This window comes from Pedobacter punctiformis (assembly GCF_027213715.1).
In the GTDB taxonomy this organism is placed as follows: Bacteria; Bacteroidota; Bacteroidia; order Sphingobacteriales; family Sphingobacteriaceae; genus Pedobacter; species Pedobacter punctiformis.
The window spans coordinates 885,534-910,389 of sequence record NZ_JAPWGM010000001.1; the positions used below are offsets into that span (position 1 = coordinate 885,534).

17 protein-coding genes are annotated in these 24,856 nt (G+C 37.8%); 4 read left to right on the forward strand and 13 right to left on the reverse strand.

All coding sequences use genetic code 11. The features are described 5' to 3' along the window. Positions 1-21: 21 nt before the first annotated feature. From O0955_RS04045 to O0955_RS04065, 5 genes are all read right to left on the reverse strand, one after another. A complete protein-coding gene (locus tag O0955_RS04045) occupies positions 22-2,607 on the reverse strand; it encodes a phosphoenolpyruvate carboxylase (protein ID WP_269426238.1) in 2,586 nt (861 codons plus the stop codon). A 262-nt stretch (positions 2,608-2,869) separates the two neighbouring features. Next, positions 2,870-4,417, reverse strand: a complete 1,548-nt coding sequence (locus O0955_RS04050) for a DHA2 family efflux MFS transporter permease subunit (RefSeq protein WP_269426239.1) — start codon at positions 4,415-4,417, stop codon at positions 2,870-2,872. Positions 4,418-4,425: 8 nt separating this feature from the next. Then, positions 4,426-5,505: an HlyD family secretion protein gene (locus O0955_RS04055; RefSeq protein WP_269426240.1), complete on the reverse strand. Its 1,080-nt coding sequence runs from the start codon at positions 5,503-5,505 to the stop codon at positions 4,426-4,428. Positions 5,506-5,513: 8 nt separating this feature from the next. Beyond that, positions 5,514-6,833, reverse strand: a complete 1,320-nt coding sequence (locus O0955_RS04060) for a TolC family protein (protein WP_269426241.1) — start codon at positions 6,831-6,833, stop codon at positions 5,514-5,516. Next, positions 6,830-7,456 (reverse strand): TetR/AcrR family transcriptional regulator, encoded by a 627-nt coding sequence (locus tag O0955_RS04065; protein WP_269426242.1) that lies wholly within the window; start codon positions 7,454-7,456, stop codon positions 6,830-6,832. Before O0955_RS04065 ends, O0955_RS04060 begins: the two co-directional genes overlap by 4 nt. A 114-nt stretch (positions 7,457-7,570) precedes the next feature. Here O0955_RS04065 and O0955_RS04070 point away from each other — a divergent pair, with 114 nt between their 5' ends. The 4 genes from O0955_RS04070 to O0955_RS04085 all read left to right on the forward strand — a co-directional run bounded on the left by O0955_RS04070 (position 7,571) and on the right by O0955_RS04085 (position 10,972). Next, positions 7,571-9,364, forward strand: coding sequence for a glycoside hydrolase family 9 protein (locus O0955_RS04070; protein WP_269426243.1), 1,794 nt, complete (start codon positions 7,571-7,573; stop codon positions 9,362-9,364). A gap of 59 nt (positions 9,365-9,423) precedes the next feature. Further along, positions 9,424-10,086, forward strand: coding sequence for a polysaccharide deacetylase family protein (locus tag O0955_RS04075; protein WP_269426244.1), 663 nt, complete (start codon positions 9,424-9,426; stop codon positions 10,084-10,086). Between the two features lie 60 nt (positions 10,087-10,146). Next, a complete protein-coding gene (locus O0955_RS04080; protein WP_269426245.1) occupies positions 10,147-10,332 on the forward strand; it encodes a hypothetical protein in 186 nt (61 codons plus the stop codon). 70 nt (positions 10,333-10,402) lie between these two features. Then, positions 10,403-10,972, forward strand: coding sequence for a DUF2911 domain-containing protein (locus O0955_RS04085; protein WP_269426246.1), 570 nt, complete (start codon positions 10,403-10,405; stop codon positions 10,970-10,972). 99 nt (positions 10,973-11,071) lie between these two features. Here O0955_RS04085 and O0955_RS04090 read toward each other — a convergent pair whose 3' ends face one another. From O0955_RS04090 to O0955_RS04125, 8 genes are all read right to left on the reverse strand, one after another. Then, positions 11,072-13,447: a phosphocholine-specific phospholipase C gene (locus O0955_RS04090; protein ID WP_269426247.1), complete on the reverse strand. Its 2,376-nt coding sequence runs from the start codon at positions 13,445-13,447 to the stop codon at positions 11,072-11,074. A 149-nt stretch (positions 13,448-13,596) separates the two neighbouring features. Then, complete coding sequence (locus O0955_RS04095) at positions 13,597-15,072, reverse strand: family 16 glycosylhydrolase (RefSeq protein WP_269426248.1); 1,476 nt, start codon at positions 15,070-15,072, stop codon at positions 13,597-13,599. A gap of 255 nt (positions 15,073-15,327) precedes the next feature. Beyond that, complete coding sequence (locus O0955_RS04100) at positions 15,328-16,503, reverse strand: retropepsin-like aspartic protease (RefSeq protein ID WP_269426249.1); 1,176 nt, start codon at positions 16,501-16,503, stop codon at positions 15,328-15,330. A gap of 86 nt (positions 16,504-16,589) precedes the next feature. Continuing rightward, the gene (locus O0955_RS04105) at positions 16,590-17,972 is read right to left on the reverse strand and encodes a TlpA family protein disulfide reductase (protein WP_269426250.1); all 1,383 of its coding nucleotides are present in this window, start codon (positions 17,970-17,972) and stop codon (positions 16,590-16,592) included. Between the two features lie 17 nt (positions 17,973-17,989). Beyond that, positions 17,990-19,501, reverse strand: coding sequence for a PKD-like family lipoprotein (locus O0955_RS04110; RefSeq protein WP_269426251.1), 1,512 nt, complete (start codon positions 19,499-19,501; stop codon positions 17,990-17,992). Between the two features lie 23 nt (positions 19,502-19,524). Continuing rightward, complete coding sequence (locus tag O0955_RS04115) at positions 19,525-20,286, reverse strand: DUF4843 domain-containing protein (protein WP_269426252.1); 762 nt, start codon at positions 20,284-20,286, stop codon at positions 19,525-19,527. A 9-nt stretch (positions 20,287-20,295) separates the two neighbouring features. Continuing rightward, complete coding sequence (locus O0955_RS04120) at positions 20,296-21,732, reverse strand: RagB/SusD family nutrient uptake outer membrane protein (RefSeq protein ID WP_269426253.1); 1,437 nt, start codon at positions 21,730-21,732, stop codon at positions 20,296-20,298. 11 nt (positions 21,733-21,743) lie between these two features. Further along, the gene (locus tag O0955_RS04125) at positions 21,744-24,827 is read right to left on the reverse strand and encodes a SusC/RagA family TonB-linked outer membrane protein (RefSeq protein ID WP_269426254.1); all 3,084 of its coding nucleotides are present in this window, start codon (positions 24,825-24,827) and stop codon (positions 21,744-21,746) included. Positions 24,828-24,856 lie beyond the last annotated feature (29 nt).

A 24,856-nucleotide genomic window follows, 5' to 3' on the forward strand; every position in this document is an offset into this window, starting at 1 on the left:
AAATCGTTCTGTTCTTTATCCCTAAGCCAAATTTCTACCAGCATTTACAATACCGAAAACCGTTCTAACCGCTAATTTTTCTAATGCCTGTTGTTCTTTTTCGGTATGGTTGTGCTGTAATTTTTCTAACGCAAAATGTTGAATCAATACTAAAGGAAGAATAATTCTTTCGCGAGTAGCGATGGATTTTTTATCTACCGGATAATTAGCCATTAAAGTTGGTTGTCCTGACAGTTTTAAGAGCATCTCCTTTGCTAATTCAAACTCATCGTGTAGTTGAGTCCAAAAAGCTCCAAACTCCTTATCGTTGGCCAAATGGGCCGTAATGGTAAAGTCTGATTTACTCATACTCATCATACAATTATCTACAATAGTTTTTAAGTAATCGGAATCCTGGTAAACTTTAACCACTTTATTCCAGTTGCCGGCCTTCTCCTGGTTTTTTAAAGAAGTTCCCATACCATAAAATCCTGGCACATTTTGTTTCAGCATACTCCAGGCCGTAACAAAGCTAATGGCCCTTAAGTCTTCCAGTTTCATTTCGCCGCCACCATTTCTTTTTACAGGCCTGCTGCTGATGTTTACCTGAGACAATAATTTTAATGGCGATAATTTTTCCAGATAACTTACAAATAGCGGGTGTTCGCGTAAATCAACAAAGGCTTTATAACTGTCTTCAGCCATTTCATCTAAAAGGGTTTTATTTTCTTCGTCCAAAAGAATGTTGTGTTTTTCTTTTAAACCAGAGGTAAGTCCCGCATTAATCAATTGTTCAATGTTAAACTCTGCACTTTCTACCGATCCGTATTGCGAACTGATGGTTTGCCCCTGAACGGTTAATTGCATATTTTTATTGGCAATTTCTTTACCCATTGAAGCATAAAAACGATGCGTTTTTCCTCCTCCACGTGCAGGCGGGCCACCACGACCATCAAAAAATGCCAGTTGAATGTTGTGTTTTTCTGCAACTGCTGTTAAAGAGGTTTTACCATTAAATATAGACCAGTTGGCCATTAAATAACCACCATCTTTTGTACTGTCAGAATAACCAAGCATAATGTGTTGCTTGTTTCCCCTATTGGCCAAATGTGCTTTATAAAATGGGTTACTGTAAAGGGTATCCATAATTTTTGCAGCGCCTTTTAAATCGGTTACGGTTTCAAAAAGTGGTACAAAATCAATTGTTAAATTATCTTTACTCCAGCCGTTCCAAAGGAATAATTCAATAAGCTGAAGAATATCACTGGCTTGCTGACAATTACTGATGATAAACCTGTGGCAGGCTTTTTCGCCATTGCGCTTTTGAATGCCTCTAATTTCTTTAATCGTTTGGATGGTATCCGTAATCAAATCGTCCGCTTCTGTGGCCTCATTGATTGTTGCTTCTTTAAACGAAATGCTTTTTAGCTTTTCTTCTTCTGAAAACTGATCATAATCCGCAGGATAAAGTGATGAAATAGGCTTGTTTTGTCTGCAATAACGGTGCACGTTACGCAATACGCGGCTATCCTGACGAATATCAAGTGAAGCAAAGTAATTGCCGTACAAATCAATCTTTCTGATTAAATCATTCACCAGGTCTACAAATAAACCATCATGCTCGACCAGTAAAGTATCTTTTATTTTGTTCAGGTTTTCTCTTAATGCATCCGAAATGTCTTCTATTTCGCAAGTTTGATCAAAAGCATTTTTGTAAAGCACATCGTGTAAAATGGCAATATTTTCTTCAACCCCTCTAAAGGTAATACGGCGTTTAATTACCCTGAAATCACGGTAGTAGCAACGGAAAAGGATCTGGCGCAGCATTTTAGAAACCTCTAATGTGGTATCAGCATGAATGTTTGGATTACCATCTCTATCACCGCCTGGCCAAAAACCCAGTTCTAAAATTTTCTTGGTTTCTAAATTATATTCATCCAGGTTTTGATCAATTTCTTCCTGAATATTAGCCGCAGCAAAATAAAAGGTGTTTTCTAAAAACCAGGCTAAATTTAGGGCTTCATCAACTGGTGTTGGCGATTTTTTATTGAAAAACGGTGTTTTACCCAATTGCTGTAAAAGGGAGTTCATAACCGTAATGTTATTGTCTCTTATCGCCGAAGTTAAATCGGTAATAATAGCCAAAACACTGCCTGGATAAAATTGTGTTGGGTGTGCGGTTAATACCAAACGCAAAGACAGTTCATCAATAAGCTTCTCTATTTTAGCCAGCATGGGTTTATTTTCGGCATTCTTTTTCAAAATAAAAGAAAGCGTACTCTGTTCGTCGGTGGTGTTAAGTTTAGTAAAAGAAGCATCTTCAACTGCATCAAAAAGTACCACCTGGCGCTCTATATATTGTATAAAACGGAACAGTAAATCAATAATATCGGTGCGATCCTTATAACTGGTGTATTTCGCAAAAAACTCTTCAATAATTTGTGCCGGCTTCTGGTCTTGTTTGATTCCTTCTTCGCAACTCTTAAAAAACAAAGGCAACAATGTTCCCGTATCTTTAATTTTGTAAAAGGGAAGGGTTAGAAAAAGACTGTTAAAAAGCTCAAATTTAGAGATCACCTCATTGTTAAAAATGGATTCCCGCTGAGTTGTTAAACGAAGTTTAGGCATAGCTTAATCGAAAGTTTTGTATATGGTAATACTACAAAAAATGCGTAAACTATTAAAATTACCGGGCTTACAATTTGGATTATTGTAGAATAAATTTTAATTTTAGAATCTTATTTGGGTATTTGGTACCTGAATAAGAACATTTGCAATGTTTAAGGGCATTGCATTGATTGTTAATTTTTTGGGTTAAAACAGCCGATCTAATAAAATAGACCGGCTGTTTTTGTTTTTTGCCAATATTTATGGCTTTTCGTTGCCAACTTTAGTGTACATCGGCAGGAATTTCTACATTTTTCTTAAACTTCTGAAGATATAATAAAGGAATTGAGAATAACATAATTAATCCTGCAACCCAATAAGCATCATCATAAGTTAACAACATGGTTTGCCTGGTTACAATTCCTTCCATTGCTTTAGCGGCCATGATTTTTGCATCCATAAAACTTTGCCCTTTTGCCATAAATCCTTTAATCAGAATATTAAAGCGCTCTACAAAAGCCGGGTTATAATCGTTTACATTACTCAACAGGTTACTTCTGTGAAAACCCGAACGGATGTGGATTAAAGTTGTTAAAGCTGCAATACCAAATGAACCACCTAACTGGCGCATCATATTATTTAAACCTGAACCCTGACCAATTTCGGCACCCTTCAAATCCTGAATCGCCAGTGTGGTTAAAGGCACAAATAATAGCGCCATACCAACACCTCTAATAACCAAAGGCCAAAAGAAATCACCTGTTCCCGACTGCAGGGTTGAATTGCTTAACATCCAGCAGAATATAAAGAAAGCCAGCATTCCAAACGTTGCCATAAACTGAGCCGGCACACCTTTTTTAAGCATAATACCAATAAAAGGCATCATGATAATGGTACATAATCCACCCGGAAACAAAATTTCTCCGGTTTGCAATGGCGAGAAACCCAGTAAGTTTTGACAGAAAACCGGAAATACAAACACTGATCCGTATAAACCGAAACCTAAAATAAATGAGGTAAACATACCCACAGAGAAACTTCTGTGCCTCATAATTTTAAAATTCACAATCGGGTGATCGGTTGTCATCTCTCTCCAGATAAAAAGCAATAATCCGAATACTGAAGCAACGGCCAGTGCTGTAATGTATGGCGTAGAGAACCAATCTTCACTCTCTCCTTTTTCCAACAAGGTTTGCAAACTGCCTACTGCAATTGCAAGCAATGCGATGCCCCACCAGTCGACAGGTTGACCCTGCCCTTCTTTAGGGGTGGCTCTGACGAACGTGTACGTACAGTAGGCCGCGAGGATTCCGACGGGAATATTTACATAAAAAATCCATGGCCAGGAGCTGATTTCTAAAATATATCCCCCAATGGTTGGACCAACAGTTGGACCAACAACTGCACCTAAACCAAATAAGGCCGTTGCAATTCCTACATCTTCGCGTGGCCAGGTTTCAATTAAAATAGCTTGTGCCGTTGATATTAAACCTCCACCAGCCAAACCTTGTATAATCCTGAATAAAATAAGTTCGTTTAGTGAGGTAGCATTACCGCATAAAAACGAAACGAGTGTAAAAACAATAATGGAGGTTAGAAAATAATTTTTCCTACCAAATCGGTTTCCCAACCAGCCGGACATAGGCAATACGATAACGTTTGCTACCGCATAGCCGGTAGAAAGCCAGGCTACATCCTCCAATGTGGCGCCCAGGTTTCCCTGTATTTGTGGAATTGCCACGTTTACGATGGTGGTATCAATCAGCTCCAATAAGGAAGCCGTGATCACCGTAAAGGTAATAATCCACTTTTTTAAACCTACTTCGGCCATTTTAAATATTAATTAGTAGATACTGAAGCTTTAACACTCATTCCGGGACGTAGTTTAGCCAGTAATTCTTTTGATGGATGAATTTTAATTTTTACCGGAATACGTTGAACTACTTTAACGAAGTTACCTGTCGCATTATCAGGAGGCAATAAGGATCCTTTTGCACCAGTAATTGGTGAGAAATTATAAACTTCTCCTTCAATTTTCTCCTTTGGATAAGCATCAACTTCGATCTCCACTTTTGATCCGGTTTTAATTTTCTCCAGTTGAGTTTCTTTAAAATTTGCAGTCACGTAAATACTTCCATCATTAACGATAGAGAATAAAGACTGGCCAGCCTGAACCAATTGCCCTTTTTGAACATTCTTTTTAGAAACAATACCCGAAGCCGGAGCTTTAATGTCGGTATACGATAATTGAAGTTTTGCAAAATCGATATCGCTTTGACGCTGACTGATTACGTTGCTGCTAACCGCTAATTGAGATTGAGTGGTACCAACTTGTTTAACCGCCGCATTGTATTGATCCTGCGCACCCTGATATGCGGCTTGTGCGGCTTGTTTAGCTGCTTCTGCTGCTTCTTTAGATGCCTTTGACTGATCGAAAGCTTGTTGGGTTATAGAACCATCTTTAACTAAGTTTGCATAGCGGTTAAAATCTTTCTGCGCTAAATTTAATTTAACAACCGCAGCTTGAACATTTGCTTTAGCGGTTTCTACATTGGCTTTTGCTGTACTTGTATTTGCCTGTGTGGCAACAATTTGAGATTGAGCTACGCCAACGCCTGCGCTCGCCCCTTTTTGACCAGATTGGGCTTGTTCTAACTTAACTTTATAATCGTTGTCATCCAGTTTAACCAAAATCTGCCCTTCGCCAACATGTGTATTTTCTTCAAAATTAATATCCTTAACGTAACCGCCAACACGCGCAACAACAGGACTGATATCGCCGTCAATCTGAGCATCATCCGTATCTACATGTTTGCTATAATAATTCCACTCGGTGATACCAAATATCACACCTATTACTAGTAAAACACCTAAAATGATGGGTACTACTATGTTCTTTTTTTTCTTTTCAGTTGTCATTGCTGTATTTATTGCGTTATTTTTCCTGTTGATTTTAGTAATGTATAGTAAGCCAAACCTGCATCGGCTTTTGCGATTTCTAAGTTTATTTTTGCCTGGTACAATAAAGTTTCTGCATCAATACGATCGGTAACAGAAGCCACATTGTTTTTATATTTTGAGGCCAATAATTTATCGTTTTCAGTGGCCTGGGCAATCGATGTTTCTAAAACCTTAATCTTATCTATTGCAACCTGGTAGTTTTGATAGTTTTTATTGATATCAGTTTTTACCTGATCAGATAAAATATCTTTCTGAATGCTAATTTCGCTCTGCTGAATTTTTGCTTCGGATACTTTATTTTTGTTCGTCCATATACTACCGATATTCCAGCTAACCGTTGCACCCAAAGTAACCGGAAGCAAGTATTGATTTACTGGTGGAATAAAACTGCCGCTTGGATTAATGTAGTAAAGATTTGCACCCACACCTACAGTAGGTAAAGTGTTTGCCTTTATCGTTTTAATGTTGTAATCCGCAACTTTGTTTTGCACATCAAGCTGTTTTAGCTCCTGGCGGTTTGCCATAGCCAAACCAATGTATTCGTTTAAGGATCCTGCTACTTTTAAACCTCCGTCCGGATCAGCAATTTTAACTTCAGTATCTTCCGGTAAGCCCAACAAAATATCTAAATTGTAATTGATGATTTTACGGTTGCTTTCAATATCCATTCCGGTAAGTGAAACGTTTGCCTGTTGCAATTGAAAACGCAAAACATCGTTCTTCGTTACAATACCCTGATCGAAAAAGCGCTGAGCCTGTTTAATCTGAGCAGCAATCGACTCTAAGTTTTGATTAACTACTTTTTTGCTTTGCAATACTTTGTATAAAGAATAATAAGTATTGATGACTGCATAAGTAATTTCTTCTTTGCTTTTATCAGCATCTAAACGAGCTACATCTGCCAGCAATTTGGTTGATTCTTTAGCGTATTTTAATTTACCGCCACCATAAACCAGTTCCTGTACCGCTGCTGTACCCACAAAAGCATCTGCTCTTTTTGGCAAATGGAAGGCACTGCTTCCTTCGCCTAAACTAAATGTGTTGGTTGGAATTTCTGCATGATTATACATGAAACTTGCATTGGCCGTAGGTAAAACGTTGTCTTTTACAACCTCCAGCTGCGCAATAGCCTGATCAATTTTGTTTTGGGAGAGTTTTAAATTTTTACTATTGGCTATGCCAAGTTCTATTGCCTGGTTAATGTTTAATTCCTTTGTGCTTTGTGCAAATAAGGCTGCAGGAATTAATGACGCCGCAAGCATTAATCTAATTGATTTGGGTATCATCTTTTTGTTGTTAAATAAACGGTAGTTAAATCTTGTAAATGGGCTATTGCACGCTCTTTAATCATTTTTTTGTCTTTCGGGTTGTTCAAATCGAAGTTAGAGCAAGGCATTACCTTGTTTGGCGCAATAACAATATTGGTAATGGTGCCCATAATCGTCGCAATTACCATTCGCACATCAACCTTATTAAAGCTGCCATCCTCTATACCATCAGTTATAATCCGGTCAATCAGCTTCATATTCTGGCTCATTGCGTCCTTAATTTTATCGTACATTTCCGGTCTTTGGGTTAATGACAGTTCTCTGTGCATCATTTTATGAAATGCCGGATTACTCATGATTCTGTTAACATAACCTTCAATAACTTTGTGCAATTTTTCCAATGACGAAATCTTATCTTCATTGATGATTTTTAGCTGAGAAGCAAAGCCGGCAATACGCCCGTTCATAATCTCAACAAAAACACCTTCTTTAGAACCGAAATAGTAATTTATCATCGCCATATTCGCTCCAGATTCTTTTGCAATCTGACGGGTAGAAGTACCTTCATACCCGGTTTCACAAAACAGCTTTTCTGCTGCTTCAAGAATGGCTTGTTTTTTATCTATCTTTTCTGTTTTCATTTCTTTTTAACAGCGCAAAATTAATCAAACGATTGATTAATTTCCAAATGTTTTGATACATCTTTTACATTTCCTTGATAAAAGCCTAATTTTAGAACAAATAATCTCCTTGTTATGAAAATTAGTTACGGGTATTTCTTCGTTTTTATCTTATTTATAATCGCCTTCTCTTCTTTTAAACGTAAAGAAAAAGATCAGCAAAGCTGGATTAGAATAAATTTACTGGGCTATCCTACCCAATCCGGTAAAGTCGCCGTTTGGGCAAGTAAAACCGATCAGATTCCGGATCGCTTTGAGATTATAGAAAAGGAAAGTGCCAAAGTTGTTTACTCCTCAACAAATATTAAAAGTTTTGGTGCTTATGGGCCATTTACTAAAACCGCCAGACTGAATTTTTCTGATTTTAAACAGAATGGTCAGTTTTTTATCAGAGCCAATGGTGTTATATCTCCTTTGCTATTAATCAATAACGATGTTTATAAAGGGGCCGCAGATTTTTGCCTGCGTTATATGCGCCAGCAACGCAGTGGATTTAATCCTTATTTAAAAGACAGTTGTCATACTCATGACGGTTTTGTTTTGTATGGACAAAAAGCCGGGATAAAAGACAGTACTCATTTCGATGCTTCGGGTGGCTGGCACGATGCGAGTGATTACCTTCAGTACAGCACCACCTCAGCCAATGCTGCTTATCACTTACTAATGGCTTACCGCGATTTTCCTCAAGTATTTGGAGATGAAAAACAGGCTAACGGACTGGATGGCAAAAACGGAACCGCTGATGTTTTGGATGAAGCCAAATGGGGCCTTGACTGGTTGTTAAAAATGCATCCGGAGAAAGACATTATGTTTAATCAGCTGGCCGATGACCGCGATCATGTTAATATGCGCATTCCGAAGGAAGATAACCAATACGGAAAGGGGTTTGAACGCCCGTTGTATTTTATTTCCGGTGAGCCACAGCAAAGAGGAAAATTTATGAATAATACAACCGGGACAAGTTCTACCGCAGCCAAATTTAGCAGTGCTTTTAATCTGGGTGCCGTTTTATTTAAAAGTCAGGATACCCATTATTCAAAAATACTCAGTCAAAAAGCTAAAACGGCCTGGCGATTTGCCCTAAAGAAACCAGGTGTTACTCAAACTGCTTCAGTCAAATCGCCTTACATTTATGCGGAAGACAACTGGGTTGACGATATAGAACTGGCCGCAGCTTTAAATTTTAAGAATGCTAAAAACGATGCGCTAAAATATGCGGAGCTGGAAAAAACTACGCCCTGGATGTTAAAAGATACAGCTGCTCATTATCAATATTATCCATTTATAAACCTAGGCCATTACGAACTGGCAAAACAACTGGACGGAGAAGAGAAAAATAAAATTACAGGTTATTATAAACAAGGGATTGAGCAGGTTTGGAACCGGGCAAAAACAAATGCTTTTTATAGGGGCATCCCGTTTATCTGGTGCAGCAATAATTTAACGGTTGCCTTTGCCATGCAGTGTAACTGGTATGCTGGTTTAACAAATGATGACTCTTTTACTGAACTGGAACAGGCAAATTTTGATTGGATTTTTGGCTGTAATCCCTGGGGAACCAGCATGGTTTATGGTTTGCCCAACTGGGGCGATACACCTGTTGATCCGCACTCGGCCTTTACACATTTAAAAAACTATCCTATTGATGGTGGTTTGGTTGATGGTCCGGTTTACACCAACATTTACAAAGGATTAATTGGCATTAAACTTTCGGAAGCAGATGAATATTCAGACTTTCAAAGTGATTTGGCCGTTTATCATGACGATTACGGTGATTATAGCACCAACGAGCCCACAATGGACGGAACGGCTTCTTTAATTTATTTATTGGCCGCAAAGGAGGCACAGTCGAAGCCAAAAAAGCATTAGCCTCCGGCACAGGGGGCAAAACCATCAGTTTGGGCGCAACCATTCGAGGAGATTCCTTAATGAAAAAAATTGCTCTGGTTTTTACCGGAGATGAATTTGCGGATGGTGCTGAAATAATTACTAAAACGCTGCAGACAGAAAAAGTAAAGGCTTCTTTCTTTTTAACCGGCAACTTTTATAGAAATGCCAGCTTCAGGTCTTTAATTACAAATTTGAAAAAAGACGGGCACTATTTAGGGGCCCACTCTGACAAACATTTACTGTATTGCGACTGGACCAAACGTGATAGCTTACTGGTTACACAAACAGAATTTGAAGAGGATTTAAATGCAAATTACCGGGAAATGGCAAAGTTCGGAATAAGTAAGGCAGATGCTTCGTTTTTTCTCCCTCCCTACGAATGGTATAATAAAACCGTTGCCTCCTGGACGAAGAAGGAAAATTTAAATCTGATTAATTTTACACCGGGAACCCGTTCAAATGCCGATTATACTGATCCGGAAATGGGTAAAAGTTACCGCAGCAGCGATGAAATTTTTCAGTCGATAGTTAAATACAACGAAACAAAGCCAAATGGCCTAAACGGTTTTATTTTATTGTTACATATTGGAACGGATTCAAAAAGAACAGATAAATTTTACGATCAGCTTCCTAAATTGCTTCGCTATTTAAAAACCAATGGTTACGAATTGGTTCGGATCGATAATTTATTAAAGGATTAACGATTATCTCAAATTAAAATTTAAAATAAATATTAACTTTGCCTCCAAATAATAAAAAACATGAGTGTACAAGAAAACAGCAACAACAATTTCAACTGGCTTTACTATGCTTTGGGCTTAATTTTCGGTGTTTTAACCGCAGTAATTATTACACAGAGTTACATTTTTGCATTTGTAGGTGCTATATTGGGCTTGTTAACAGCGGGTTTATTTTTAAACGCCATTGTAAAAGGCAGAAAATACTAATTCGTTAGTATTCAAATCAGAGGTTGCTTACCTCCTCTATTTCACCATTTTATAAAATAATTCACAGCAGATGAGGAATATCTTAATTGTTGTTTTTGGTTTTTTATGCCTTGGATTAAAGGCTCAGGAAGCTATAAAAGAAGAAGTTAAATTTGCTGCTCCGGATGCAAGTCCTGCAGACATTGTTTACTTCCCGTTAAACGCACACAAATCTAAAGACGATAACCTTTCTAAACCTGTAATAAAAGTTATTTATTCACGTCCACAAAAAAAAGGCCGTGAAATTTTTGGCGTTTTAGAACAATATGGTAAAGTTTGGCGTTTTGGAGCTAATGAAAACACCGAAATCAAGTTTTTTGAAAAGGTGAACATTGGCGATAAAAAAATTAAAGCTGGTTCTTATAGTCTGTTTGCCATTCCGGATAAGAATAAATGGGTGATTATCATCAATAGCCAAACCGATAAATGGGGTGCTTTTTCTTATGATCAGTCAAAAGATATTGTTCGTGTAGAAGTTCCGGTTCAAACGCTAACTAAACCAATTGAATATTTCTCTGTAACTTTTATTAAAACAGACAAAGGTGCGAACTTAGTTGCTGCATGGGATAAGGTGCAGATTCAACTTCCAATATCCTTTTAAAGTTCTTTCCTTTTGTAACTGTTTTTCAATATTATAAGTTATACTCATCAAGCGATTGATATAAAAACAAAGCCTTTGGAATTCCAAAGGCTTTGTTTTTTACTGAATTTCTCCGGCCATAAACGGATCCGTAGTGGTTATTTCTCCGGTTTCTATTTTACCAGCGTAACGATGTTTAAATATAGCATTGCTAGTTTGTAAAATGCTAAAGTCGTACCAATTGGCATTTTTAGCCAGATTTAATACAACCATCAGATTCGACTTCGGTTTTAAAACTACATTTTGAGTAGTCGCTTTATATTTATTATCTACAATTTGTAAAGTAATGGGCAAAGCACCTTTGTTATCAAAAGAAAAAACGAGGCTTCCGGTTAATTTTTTAGTCACCAACCCATTTTGCTCCGGAAAAGCTTTAATTCCTAACTGAGCACTTTTTTTGTCGCTTTTAAAAAATCTATAAAAACCATTTGGCCCTGTAATGGCAAAATCATAAATATTGCTATCAAAATCATCCAGGTTAATTTTATCCTTGAGCATATCTCCACCTTTAACTGCATAGTCCCACACCTTACCATCAACTCCCTTAAATTTTGAAGCAGTATTCATGGTAAATGGAGCGCCAATGGTTTCCGTTGCATTTCCAAATAAGGTTTTAACAGATTGAAAGGTAATTTCAACTTCGTTATTAATTAAACTGGCATCAACATTTAAATGATAAGGCAAAGCGCAGGCAGGCTTAGCACCATGCTCCTGTTTAGGCAGGTATGCAGAAGTTTGCACTGAAAATGCTTCGTATTTATTAATTTTAGCAACTTCGCTGCGGTTTAAAGCTGTTGGGCCAACCTGAGCGGGTTTATTTTTTGCATTGCCGATATTAGTTACAACAACTTCGCGTTTTAATGGTTGAGGAGATTTTATTTCATCACCCTGGTAAGGCCTGAAAACAGAGGTTAAATCTCCTGAAACGGCTCTCCTCCAATCGCTGATGTTATTACTTTTTATATTTTTCCCCGTTTTTTTGCTCAGCCATTTTTCCATAAACATCAACGACGAGGTGTGATCCAAAACCTGCGAATTTACAAAACCGCCTTTGCTCCATGGTGAAGCCACCACTAAAGGTACACGGTAGCCCATTCCGATTGGACTGCCTTTTCTTGGTTCAAAATCTGTGGCGTAGTTAATTCCTTCAGATACTTTCCCGCTTGACGGATCATTCGGGTTTGGAACAACAAAAGGTGGCTGGTGGTCAAAATAGCCATCGTTTTCGTCGTAAGTTAAAATGAAGATCGTTTTCTTCCAAACTTCCGGGTTTTTAGTTAAAATATCCAAAGCTTCGCTTACGTACCAGGTGCCATACAGAGGAGAACTGGTATGATCAGAAAAACGTTGTGGAGCAACCAGCCAGGATACCGGCGGTAGTTTGCCGTTGTCAACGTCTTTTCTAAACTGGTGAAAAATGTCTCCTTTCGGGATATTTATCGTTTCAGATTCGCCCTTGTCATTTGTAAATGTAAAGGGAGCAAGCTCCAGATAATCCGATTCGTTAATATTGGTTTGAAAAGCCTTATCAATTAAGTTTTTTTCTTTTTGGGAAAGCTTATCATATTTCGCCTGAACTTCTTTCGCACTCAGCGGGGGTTTAACCGTATTATCTCCATTCTTTCTGAAATAAGCCGATAACTTAACATTATGCCTGCTGATGTATTCCAGTGGATTATCTCCATAATTACCCAGCCAATCATCCACCTCACCCTCAGGAAGTTTCGAGGTCCAGAGTTCATTTTGGTAAACTCTCCAATCGATGTCGCTGTCTTCCAGTGTTTCCTGAAAGGTAGGCCAATCTACAAATACATTGTTTTGTGATTCTGCCTGATCGTTATTTACCACGGCGATTTTATTTTCGCTTTTTTCACCTCTAACTGTACCGGTAAAGAAAAACAACCTGTTGGGTGTTGTTCCGGTTAACGACGAACAAAAATGCTGATCACAGACGGTAAAAGCATCAGCCATGGCGTAATAGAAAGGAATATCATTCCGGTCATAATGCGCTAAGGTCATTGGCGATTTTACAGGCAGCCATTTATCATAACGCCCTCCGTTTCTGGCCGCCACCTGATCATTCCATGAATGCGGCAAACCACCCTGCCAGGTAATTTTGGTTTTGTTAATGTCTACATGAAAAGGGGCATAAGTATAGCCTGCCAGATCTTTTTGCAGCCAAACCTTGTTGCCATCGGGCTGAATGTGTGGATGCGGATCATTAAATCCCCTAACCCCTTTCATTGTACCAAACATGTGGTCGAATGACCGGTTTTCCTGCATTAGAAATACAATGTGTTCCGCATCGTAAAACGTGCTTCCGGGTTCGGGATTGATTGACATGGCTTTGAGTACCGAACCGGGCAGGGCATTGGCCATACCCGTAGCACCGGCAAACAGTGCTGCCTTTTTTAAAAATTCTCTACGTGAGTCCATAATTTATACAATATAGCTTAGATATTGCAATTTAGATAAAGGCAATCAATTAATAAAGAAGTAATGAGATTGATGCAAATTCTGTTGGCAATCCAGGTAAAAAGTTACCTTTTGGTGGTCCAACAGTGCTGTTAAATCCTATATGTTACTTATCGTTGAAACACCCTTACATAATCAACTTTCATGGTTGCCGGGTATGCAGACTCGTCTATTCCCTTTTTTCCACCCCAGTTGCCTCCAACAGCAAGGTTTAGGATGACGTGAAAGTTTTGATCAAATGGCCATTCGCCGGCTCCTTTTCCCGAATTTTTAAAGGTCAGGTACTTTTGATCATCTACATAAAAGTCGATTTTATCTTTAAACCATTCAACAGCATACACATGATAAGCCGTATAAAGGTTTTCTATTTTAATTCCTTTGGTAACCTGAGTATGGATAACATGGTTAAATTTTTCAGTATGCACACTCCCATAAACGGTGTCCGGGTCAAAACCAACGTGCTCCATAATGTCTATTTCGCCACTTTTTGGCCAGCCCCCATATTTCCAATCGGTTGGCAACATCCATATAGCTGGCCAAAGCCCTTTACCTTTTGGCAAAATAGCCCTTACTTCTACCCTTCCGTATTTAAAGTCGAATTTATTTTTGCTCACCAGGCGGGCCGAGGTATAGTGATTTTTTTCTTTATCCGTTTTATTTGCGATAATGTTCAGGTTGCCTTTTTTAACATTTGTATTTGTCGTGTCGGCACTGGTATAGTATTGAAGTTCGTTATTTCCCCAGCCATCTCCTCCAACATCATAATTCCAGTTTTTTGTTAATGGCAAACCATTATCGTTAAACTCATCTGCCCATTTAAGTTTCCAGCCTGAAGCAACTGGTCCTTTTTTAATTTCTTCGAAAAGCAATTCGGGCTCATTTGTGGTAATGTATTCAACTTTATGCGCTAAAAGCCATTGCATTTCAGGAACCGTATTTACTGTCCATGCATTTACGGTTAGCCCTAATTTTTGTGCATTTTCTATCCAGCTGTCTTTCTGATAAACGCTGAAATAATAATCTGCACCGGTTAATTTATCTTCTTTTAGTTGTTCGGCGGTTTTATCTCCGTTTAAATAAGCAACCTTAGCTTTTGGTAATACTTCTAAAATACGTTTGCAATAATCATAATCGAAACTGATGTATTCTACCCAATCAATAGCCTTTAGTTTCTGAACCATTTCTATACACTTATTCGTCAACTCAATACCCCGTTCTTTACTAATTTTAGATGGCTTTATTTCCAGAATAAGTTTGGTTGTTTTTTGCTTTTTACCGGCCAGTAAATAACTTTCTAATGTTGGAATTTTTTCTCCGTTAGACATTGTTTTAGTCAGCAAATCAGCATAGTTTACTTTTTCTATGGTCAATCCCTGAAATTCCGGATCATGATTTACAACCAGAACATGATCTGCGGTCATCCAAACATCAAATTCAGAACCATAGCAGCCAATACGAACCGCCTCATTTAAAGAAGCGATTGAGTTTTGCGGAAAATTATTCTTTTTCCAGGCACCCCGGTGTGCAATAACCTGGTTTTTATTCCAGTTAAATTTTTGAGCAAAAGATGCTGATGTTACCATCATGATTAATAAAAGAGTAGAAAAAGATTTCATCGTATTTTGGATCATTCAATAAAATCAAAAATAGGCTATTTATGTAAATCCGAAGTTAACTTTTCGATGTTGTTACATTAATGCCGAAATTATCATTAAAAAGGGCTATCCATCCGGATAAACCCTTTACTAACTAATCATTAACTAACTGCTTCTACCCAGCTGCTAACACCTTATTTTAAGAAATGGAGACAATTTTTAAAAGACCAGCCGTTTAATATTCGTCTATGCCTTTTTTAATATAATCTGTTTTTTACCGTCCTGATTGTACTCTATGTTAAAGTTTGAGCCTGCCGGCAAACGGATAATTTTATCCCGTTTTAGTGGCTCCTTTAGTATTTCCTGACTACTAATGCCATTAATTTTTTCAATTTCGTCTCCTTTTTTAATTGGAAGCGTTTCGGTCAATACCCGGATAATCCCCTGCACAACCAGTTTACCCGTTTCGTTAAAACCCAGCAGATAATTGTTTAGAGTAAAGTCTAATGGATTTTTAAAGCTGCTATTCGGCATCAGGTGAATTTCGTTTTTCTTTCTGTTAATGGTAAAATTGTACCGGCTAATTAAGCGCATCCCGATAGAACCATCAAAACCCGGAGTCCAGCTCTCACTTTGTCCGCCGCCCGCCATTAATGTAATGGGCATGGCTTTAATTTTAGGCATGGCATTAAAAGAAAAAGAAGCTGCCTGACCTGAAAAAGTTGGTGTACTTATACCCATACTGGTAGTACTGCCCTGGTATTCAGGTTTAAAACCATTAACCAGCAAGCGGTTTTGTTTTACAAAAGGCCTGAAACAAATTAAGTAATAAGAGGCACCGGTATCAAAAATAAAGTGTCCTTCGTTTGTTTTTTCTGCCGAAATATTTACAGATCCGGGAATGCTGTAAACACCTGAAAAGTTAACCGGAACTGCTGTTCCTCCTTTTTCGTATTGATAACCATCAAAATCATAAAGGCTAAGTATTTTATTATCAAAATCGATTTTAGTGATAAAACTGCTGGTCATGCTATTACCGATAATTCCATCCGTTTCCTGGTCTAATTTTTTAAATATGGCTATACTTTGATTCTTCAGCACAAAAGAGTCGAGGTGAACATCATTGCCTGTCGAAATGGAGATTTCCATGTTACCTCCCACAACAGAGGTACTTTGCTTTCTGCTTATTTTTAAGCCCAGAGAGTCTGCAAGGGCTTCGCTTAAAGCCATGCCATCTGCACCGGTATCGAATAAAAGTTTCAAAGGCTTTTGGCTCTGATTGATCTTTACGGATAAGATTATAGATCCGTTTTTCATTTCAAATGGAATTTTGAGCCTAAGCTTTGATTGTGCCCAAAGTTGTTGATTGGCAATTAAAATCAGCAGGGTTAAAATGCTGTATAGTTTATATTTGATTTGCATTAATTAAAGGGTGATAAAAAAGTACAGACAGGGATAAGCCTATCCCGTACTTTCGGGTTGTAAAACAAGAGGAAAACTGCTTTTGATTATTTATTTAATGTTTTTTCCAGTAATGCTTTTAAAGCAGGTTGCGATGGTCTTGGCGAATCTACCGTTACAATTTTACCTTCTTTATCAAAAACCATAAATCTCGGAATACCATTAATTTTATAATATTTACTGATGTCGTTTGAAGCTGAAGCAAATAACTGCATACCACCAAGATTTTCTTCTTCAATCATTTTAAGCCACTTCGCTTTATCTTTAACGTCATCTACCGATATACTTACAATTTGTACATCTTTACCCTTCATTTCTTCTTCCAGCTTTTTCAGGTGTGGAATTTCTACTTTACATGGGCCGCACCAGGTTGCCCAAACATCAACTAAAACCACTTTTCCTTTCAAATCTGCAAGGGTTACGGTTTTTCCATTCTTATCAGGATACGAAAAATTTAATCCCTGATCGCCTTCTTTCAATAAGGCCAAAGGTGTAAGAATATCAAGGTCTTTCTTTTGCTGACTTTTAGTTAAAATGTATTTTCCATAAGTCTCTTTTAACAGTTTATAGTCTGCAAAAGCTTTATATCTTTCTGCTGTTTCTAAAATTAAATCCCCCTTCAAAGTATCATTTGGCACTAAGTTGGTTTGTATTTTAACCCACTCTAATCCAGGTACATACTTCACATTGTTCTTTCTAAGCTCTACACTTATTATGCTTGACAGTGTTCTGATTCCCCATGGATAGTTGTAAATTAAACTTGTATTTTTTGAGAGTCCTGCCGTGTTTAAACCCGCATAATAATCGCTGTACTCTTCAACAGAAGGATGTGCTGACCGCGGTGTGTTTAAAAAGCTGGTTGCATAACTTGTCATGTCCATTTGCATAGTTGACTTAATCTGCTGGTCGAATTTTTTATTCCCCGTTGCTTTTCCGTTTAAAAAGGTTTTTGATTTAGCTGCCAGCGTTTCCAGCTCCGGGAAAAAATCTACATAGGTACTGTTAACTTTCATAAAATTAATAGACTTTCTTTCTACTGAATAAGCCAGGTTATGCCACTGGGTTAGTACTGTATTCTCTTTGCTGTTTAAAATACCGCTTAAAGTGTAGGTTGAATCGTTAAGCACCAGGTTTAATTTATCGCCCGGCTTAAAATAAAACTTATAGTTATCGGCAGCGCTTAAAGCATTACCTGTGCCTAAAACATATAAACCTTCGTATTCGGGATAAAACTTAAAACCAAACTGGCCCAGGCTATTGGTTTGGCTTGAAGCAATTTCTTGTGTTTTGCCTTCGACTACCGAAAAAAGCTTAATCGCTGATTTACGTGTTCTTTTAAATACACCTGTAATTTCAGCGGGTGCTTGTGCATTAGCTCCCAGAGATATAAGCGCTAAAAGGATTAGTGTTAAATTTCTTGTTATGTTCATGTGTGTGATTATTTTAATTATCTTTCTCTATACGCCAGGCTTTGTACTTTTCCAAATCCCGAAAACGTAGAAAGCGGTACAAGGTCTGCGTTAATAGTTGGCACAGTAAATATTTCCATTTTGCCATTTTCTCCTTCTGGTAAAGTCGTATCGTAACTGCAAACAATTAATTTATTGCCATCCGGATATTTTATTTCGGCTTTAAATACATTAAACTTTAAAAGGGAGATTTTTTGATTGCCTTTATCCAGCATTAATTTTGAGGTTTTAAGAAACATATCGTATTCATAAACTTTTCCCCCTACAGTATAAAATAGGTAACCTAAATCGGGGCTTATGGCATAATGTTCGGCCTTATCGAAATCTGTTCCCAAAATTTCACTATAGTAAGATTGAATATTGTTTGAATTGTTAAACCTTGCTAAATAGCGTTTTCCTGTTGCAGGATCTTTTAAAATCGAAAACACTTCTCCTCCATTATATTTTACCCAATCCATATAAAGCAAATCTTTACCCGTTGAAAAACTGAATAATTTTAAGGCGCCTGAAGGATCAGGGATAACGGTGCATGAAGAAGCCGAACCAACATGCTTTACAAAGCGGCGATTATCTGTATCATAAAAAATTCCTGGTGTAGTTGTGGTTTCGCTCGTCGCGATAAAAGGTGCTATGGCAAATTCTTTTTTCTCAGCATCTATATAATTAATTGGCGCACTGTAATATGTATTAACGGGCCGATCATATACATATGCCGCACTCTTACCAAGCATATAAGCCGTATTACCGTATCTGGTTTTAATCTGATCTGCATAAAAACCTGCCGGAATTGCGCCATACATTTCATATTTCAACCCCATAGTTGGGGTCCATTTAAATGTATTAGGCTCAATTTTTTCTGTGGTTTGATTGGTGCCAATATACATTCCGTAATTCAACTTGTCCGGCCCTGCCAGCACTCCGGTACTATACATATAAATCATAACTGGCTTGCCACTTAAAACCAAACCCGATCCTGTTTGCCCCAAAAGATCATTTGCCAAGCGAAATGTGCCATTATTATCTTTATACAACATATCTAAGCGGGCAACTCCTTTAACATCACACATCAGCATCCAGCCTTCGTTAATCTCATTGGTTACTTTTACGGTAAAAATCTTACGGTAATTTACGCCCGATTCTTTATCTGTTATGGTATAAAAAAAAGTATAATTTCCAGCAACTAATGACATGGTTATATCGAGGTCTTTAGTATTTGCCAAAGAATAAATTTCCTGACTGCTGCCTGAACTTGTAAAGCCAATGTAAGACCAATTGTATTTGTACTTTGTGGTATCGTTTCCTTTATCCTTTGTGAAGGAAACCACTGGTTTTATAATCAACCGTTTCCCATACAAAGCTGAAATGTTATCGAATGCGGTACCAAAGTCACTGGCAGCATTTAATTCTTTATAATCATAATTGCCCAGGTCTTTTTTACAAGCTGCAAAAACAAGAGCAATTAAAACCGTTATAAGGTATATTTTTTTCATAATTGTGCGTTCTAATGTTTAGGTTATTGACTTGAAGGACCCATAGCCATCTCAGTTCCATCCTCTTCGTAAATGGTATTGCCTGCGTTTTTTTGTTCGTTTAAATAACGTTGCATATACTTGCCATAGGCTGCAACCTCTCCAACCGCAACCGATTTATCTAAATAGATCGGATCTAGGTTGATAACCTGAGCCATCAGCATCAATTTTTTCTTAGAAAACGTTCCCAGATAAGTATCCAGCCATCGGCCAGGCTTTTTCAAAATATCATTTATATAAAGTCGATATTTAATAAAGCTCATTTTCTTACCGGATAATTTATCGATGATCTTGTCTTTCATTTCAGTTACAAAATTCTGATTAGGCTCGAGGTTAAAGAACAGCGTTACACCAGTAGTTTGAATATCAGCGGTTCTGATTAGTTTTAACGGAATGGTATCCCTCACCTTGTTTTTTTTAATCGTAAAGGATTGTGGCAATGCCACATAGTGTTTTCCAGCAATGGCAGTTGATGCTGGGTCAATTACCATTTTATACTCCCGGTCTTCATTAACCGGTGCACCGGTTGCTGCAATAATAATGGGCTGAATAGAATCCTGTGCTTTCGATAATGAAAACGAGATGGCCACAGAGTCTGTAAGTATTTCGCCCTGAGATTTTTGCAATCTGGCCGTTTCGTTAAAATAAATGTCTGGTAATCCATGATAAGGTTCCAAACTTTTCTCGCAGGAAAGTATGGATACTAAAATCAGCAGTGCTGAAATACGATATAAATTCTTTTTCATGTCTAAGGTTTATGGTCTATATTGACTTTCGGACAATGGCAATGGTAAAACGGCTCCCATAACTACGGTTCCTGATGTTGCCATTCCATTCGGAATAGAGGTGATGTTTTTACGTTTGTAGTAGTAAAATAACTGTCCTTCTCCAAAAAACTCTTTTTGATATTCCTTTTGTAATTCTGTATTAATATTTACGGTTGAGGCCAGGTTTAATAATCCCCTGTTTACACGAACGGTATTTAAATAGCCTACTGCCGTTGTTGCATCAGGTTCACATTCTGCAGCGATATAATACATTTCACTTATTTTAACCAGCGGAATTGTAAACCTGAAGTTTACTTTATCCTTATTTACAACATCAGCATATTTGTAAAAGGTCCGGTAAGTTTTTCCTCCATTTGATGGTACGGTCCAGTTTAAGTTATACCTGAAATCATTTTCGTTTGTTTCAAAAACAGTTGCCAGTCTGCTCGCTAAAGGAGCCAAAATAACATTATCTGCCAGAGAAGGATTAAACAGTGCATCGTAACGATTGTATAAATCTGAATTTTGAACGCCCAGAATCATCTCTGTGGTAAATACCCGGTCAGGATCGGTTTTTTCGTTTAATGCATTATTACTTGTTGTCCATTTAAATTTATCCGCATTTTGAATCAGCAATTTAGCTGCAGCAAGTGCTGAAACTTTATCGCCACGATAAAGGTGTACGCGGGCCTGTAAAGCTTTTATTGCATAATAATTCATCCGATAATTTCTGCTGCTGGTTAAAAAGTTAGCCGGATCACCTATTGCAGGAATCATTGTTCCGTTTTTAATAACCGGATCGTTTTTTAACATTTGTTCTGCTGCAGCCAAATCATTAATGACCATTACGATTGCTTTATTGGCTGGTAATAATTCATTTATACTTGATTTTGTTGTGCTGTAATAGGGAATAGAGGCTTTGAGAGAATCGGCCGTGCTGTAACGGGGGCCAAATAAACGCAACATGTCAAAATGCAACATTGCACGAATACCCAATGCTTCACCTCTGTATATAGAATCTGTTTTTCCATCTATTACATTGGGATATTTATCCAGATTGTTTAAAAATTCGTTGACATTTAAAATCCCAGTATAGGCTCCGGTCCACATTGCATCAATCTTTTCTACTATTGGTTTATCCGCGTAAGCGTAGGTTGCTGCCTTGTAAAGATCGTGAGAGGAAGCAATGTTGTAGCGCTGCGCTAAAATATCAACGGTAGAAAGGGTTAAGTTTTCGCCATATAGGTTTTTATTCGTTAAGCTGATATACAAACCATTTAAAGCACTGTTTATTCCTTGCTTATTGGAAAATAAAGCACCTTCAAGTACTTTATCCTCCGGTTGCACATTAAGGTATTTTTTACATGAAAAAATCGTTGATAGAGCAAAGAGCGCTAATAATATATTTTTGATTGGTGTTTTCATCATCATGTCAGTTAAAAAGATGCTCTTAAACTAAAAGATACTGTTCTCGCAAAGGGGTAATCAATACCACGCTCCCGTTTAACGGTCGAGATTCTAAAAATTTCGTTGGTAACGGCATTAATATTTAAACTGCTCATGCCTATTTTACGCATCCAGTTTTTGTTATTAAAAGTATAGCCGAGGTTCAAAGATTCTCCGGTTAAGGTGTTTTCTCTTTGAACAAATCTTGAAGACATTGGCGTTACCTGGGTTTGAGAAATCGCTTTAAACAGGGCAATATCTCCTGGTTTCTTCCACCTGTCGTATAAAGCCCTCTTATCCTGATTTAAGGAAATCCCTGAATAGGTAATATTTTCTACTTTGTTGTATAAAGCGGTATTAAAAACGTCCCCGCCAGTGCGGTATCTTAAGTTGATTCCTAAATTAAAGCCTTTGTAAACCAGCGTGCTGGTTAAAACACCTTCGGCAACCGGGGTCGTGTTTCCTACAGCCTGTAAATTTGCAGTGTTGTAATCGAAGGTATATTGCCCGTCTGAAGCTACAAATACCTCTCTTCCGGTTGCAGGATCAATTCCGAGTGATTTGGCAGCCCAAATATCATCAGGACTGTAACCATCGAAATAACGAATTAGCGATTTGTTGATTTCCTGCTGCTTATTTAAAGAGGCAAGTTTGTTTTCAAATCCGTCATATTTACTTTTATACAAGCTTGCTGTTAGGCTTAGGGTCCACACGACTCTGTTTTCAGGGTGATAAATGGGAGAAAATCCGATTTTAACCTCCGCACCCTTGTAAGTTAAATTACCTGCATTTAGAGGGTAATTAAACACCCCTGTTGACGAGGGCAAATCAACGGGAACCACTAACGGATCTGTTCGTTTCATATAAGCATTTAAATAACCCGTTAAGCGGTTACCCAACAAAGAAAAATCTAATCCGGTACTGATTTGTACTGTTTTTTGAGGTTCCAAGTCAGGATTTCCCAGCGAACTTAGAGTAACACCCTGGCCAAATTGGTTATAATTTGTATTAGTATTATAATCATACACCGAAACTGATGTAATTGTGCCATAATTTTGATTTCCGGTTACACCGATATTCGCAAATAATTTTAACCTGTTTAACCATTCTTTGTTTTTAGCAAAAGATTCCTGATGAATATTCCAGCCAATGCCGGTTGACCAGTATGGGGAAAACTGGTTGTTTTTTCCAAATGCTGTAGAACCATCCAAACGATAAGAAAAATCAAACAAGTAACGGCTATCGAACGCGTAATTGGCCGAAAGTGTTGCACTGGCTGTTCTATAGGTATTTAAAGAAGCGGTTGGCGCAGCATTGGGCAAATAACCATAGGCAAACTTAGGATTGCCCGTACTGCCTTCGGGAAAACCAACTGCTGTATATGATTTTGTACTGTTTTCGCTATTTGTAATTTCTGCCCTTGCATTGGCCGTAACAGAATGTTTTTGGGCAAAAACTTTTCCGTAGGTTAATAAAAGGTTTGCCTGATAAGAGAAATTGCTCAGGATAGAGTTTACATACTTTCCTTTTTGCAATATAGGCGTACTTTCAAATTGTGTATTTTCAGGCGCTGCAAAACTTTCGTTTGTTGTATTTCCTTTTACCATTTGCAAGCCTGCCCTTAGTCTTAAATCCGAAGTAAAATCATAGTTAACACTCAGGTTATTCTGCACCTCCAGGTTTTTCCCGGTATTGTAATTTGGTAAGCTCGCATTATACAATGGGTTCGCAACCTTCAACCTGATATATTGAGACGTAAAAGTGTCTTCCAGATAACGATTTTCTGATTCTTTTACATAATATGGATTCGCATTTACAAAGTTTGAAAAACTACCGTAAGGAGATTCTACTGAAGAATAGCCCCGTACATACAAAATGTTATTAATGTTTAATTTTGCTTTTCTATAAGTCAGGTTAATATTTCCACTCCAGGAGTCTCTTCCTGATCCTTTTAAAGCACCGTCTTTATTTTTGTAATTAAGACCAACGCCATAGATTAAAGATTCGTCTCCTCCCTCTGCAAAAATGGAGGCATTATTTGAAAAACCATTTTGCACTGGATCATTTAACCAATAACTATCTACGCCCCGCTTAACTGCTGCCAGGTGATCATTATAAAGCTGATCCATGTACAACTGACTGGTTGGCTGACCGTTGGTTACTATATATCTTCCCGAAAGCCTTTCAAATTCTAGTTTCTCTGCGGCATTCATCATATTGTAACCAGACAAATCTGCTATTTCAAGGGATACATCATTTGAATAAGAAAATCTAAGCTGACCCGGTTTGGGTCTGATCGTTTCAATGACAACCACCCCATTGGAAGCCCTTGCACCATACAAAGCAGTAGATGCTGCATCTTTTAAAATCGTTACTGAACCTACTCTGTTCATATCCAAATCCACCACGGTTTGAAGCGTTGTTTCAAACCCATCTAAAATAAATAAAGGTTGGTTCGGATCCTGACCGTACTGATCTCTAAGCGTAGCTGATGGAACACTTGTTTTCCCCCTCACTTCTATCTGCGGCAAAACATTTGGGTTCGATCCGGCCAGATTGTTTTCAAATAAAATAAACGATGGATCTACTGTTCTTAAGCTTTGAATTACATTGTTGGTTCCCAGCATTTTTAGCTGATCGCCAGAAAATGTAGCTGTAGAACCTGTAAAGCTATTTTTATTTCTTGTAATCCCGGTACCCGTAATAATTACGTCTTTATCAAGTGTTGTACTGCCCTCTTTTAAAACAACAGACAAAGAAAAAGTACCACCATCTTTAACATCTCCAACCATAACTTTAGGGTCGTAACCCACAAAAGTGATAGTGAAAGTGTATTTTCCTGAAGGAAGCCTAAAAAAGGAAAACACACCATTTTTGTCTGTTGTGGCAACAGCTTTTGCTTTGGTTGCTTGATTTTGAGCAGTTATGGTTGCCCCAACGATGGTTACCTTTCCGTCTTTAACAACCCCGGTAACTGCCGGCATTTGTGCCATAATGCTTAATCCGGTGCATATTAAAATGCATAAGAACAAAAGCCGTTTACGTACATTTTTTTTAGTAAATAGTTTAATCATATAGTTTGTTTGGTTGGTATAGTTCTTTT

What these genes read in the sequence shown, in the direction of transcription:
- O0955_RS04045 (WP_269426238.1), bottom strand. Translation starts at nt 2,607, where the DNA reads ATGCCTAAACTTCGTTTAACAACTCAGCGGGAATCCATTTTTAACAAT.
- O0955_RS04050 (WP_269426239.1), bottom strand. Translation starts at nt 4,417, where the DNA reads ATGGCCGAAGTAGGTTTAAAAAAGTGGATTATTACCTTTACGGTGATC.
- O0955_RS04055 (WP_269426240.1), bottom strand. Translation starts at nt 5,505, where the DNA reads ATGACAACTGAAAAGAAAAAAAAGAACATAGTAGTACCCATCATTTTA.
- O0955_RS04060 (WP_269426241.1), bottom strand. Translation starts at nt 6,833, where the DNA reads ATGATACCCAAATCAATTAGATTAATGCTTGCGGCGTCATTAATTCCT.
- O0955_RS04065 (WP_269426242.1), bottom strand. Translation starts at nt 7,456, where the DNA reads ATGAAAACAGAAAAGATAGATAAAAAACAAGCCATTCTTGAAGCAGCA.
- O0955_RS04070 (WP_269426243.1), top strand. Translation starts at nt 7,571, where the DNA reads ATGAAAATTAGTTACGGGTATTTCTTCGTTTTTATCTTATTTATAATC.
- O0955_RS04075 (WP_269426244.1), top strand. Translation starts at nt 9,424, where the DNA reads ATGAAAAAAATTGCTCTGGTTTTTACCGGAGATGAATTTGCGGATGGT.
- O0955_RS04080 (WP_269426245.1), top strand. Translation starts at nt 10,147, where the DNA reads ATGAGTGTACAAGAAAACAGCAACAACAATTTCAACTGGCTTTACTAT.
- O0955_RS04085 (WP_269426246.1), top strand. Translation starts at nt 10,403, where the DNA reads ATGAGGAATATCTTAATTGTTGTTTTTGGTTTTTTATGCCTTGGATTA.
- O0955_RS04090 (WP_269426247.1), bottom strand. Translation starts at nt 13,447, where the DNA reads ATGGACTCACGTAGAGAATTTTTAAAAAAGGCAGCACTGTTTGCCGGT.
- O0955_RS04095 (WP_269426248.1), bottom strand. Translation starts at nt 15,072, where the DNA reads ATGATGGTAACATCAGCATCTTTTGCTCAAAAATTTAACTGGAATAAA.
- O0955_RS04100 (WP_269426249.1), bottom strand. Translation starts at nt 16,503, where the DNA reads ATGCAAATCAAATATAAACTATACAGCATTTTAACCCTGCTGATTTTA.
- O0955_RS04105 (WP_269426250.1), bottom strand. Translation starts at nt 17,972, where the DNA reads ATGAACATAACAAGAAATTTAACACTAATCCTTTTAGCGCTTATATCT.
- O0955_RS04110 (WP_269426251.1), bottom strand. Translation starts at nt 19,501, where the DNA reads ATGAAAAAAATATACCTTATAACGGTTTTAATTGCTCTTGTTTTTGCA.
- O0955_RS04115 (WP_269426252.1), bottom strand. Translation starts at nt 20,286, where the DNA reads ATGAAAAAGAATTTATATCGTATTTCAGCACTGCTGATTTTAGTATCC.
- O0955_RS04120 (WP_269426253.1), bottom strand. Translation starts at nt 21,732, where the DNA reads ATGAAAACACCAATCAAAAATATATTATTAGCGCTCTTTGCTCTATCA.
- O0955_RS04125 (WP_269426254.1), bottom strand. Translation starts at nt 24,827, where the DNA reads ATGATTAAACTATTTACTAAAAAAAATGTACGTAAACGGCTTTTGTTC.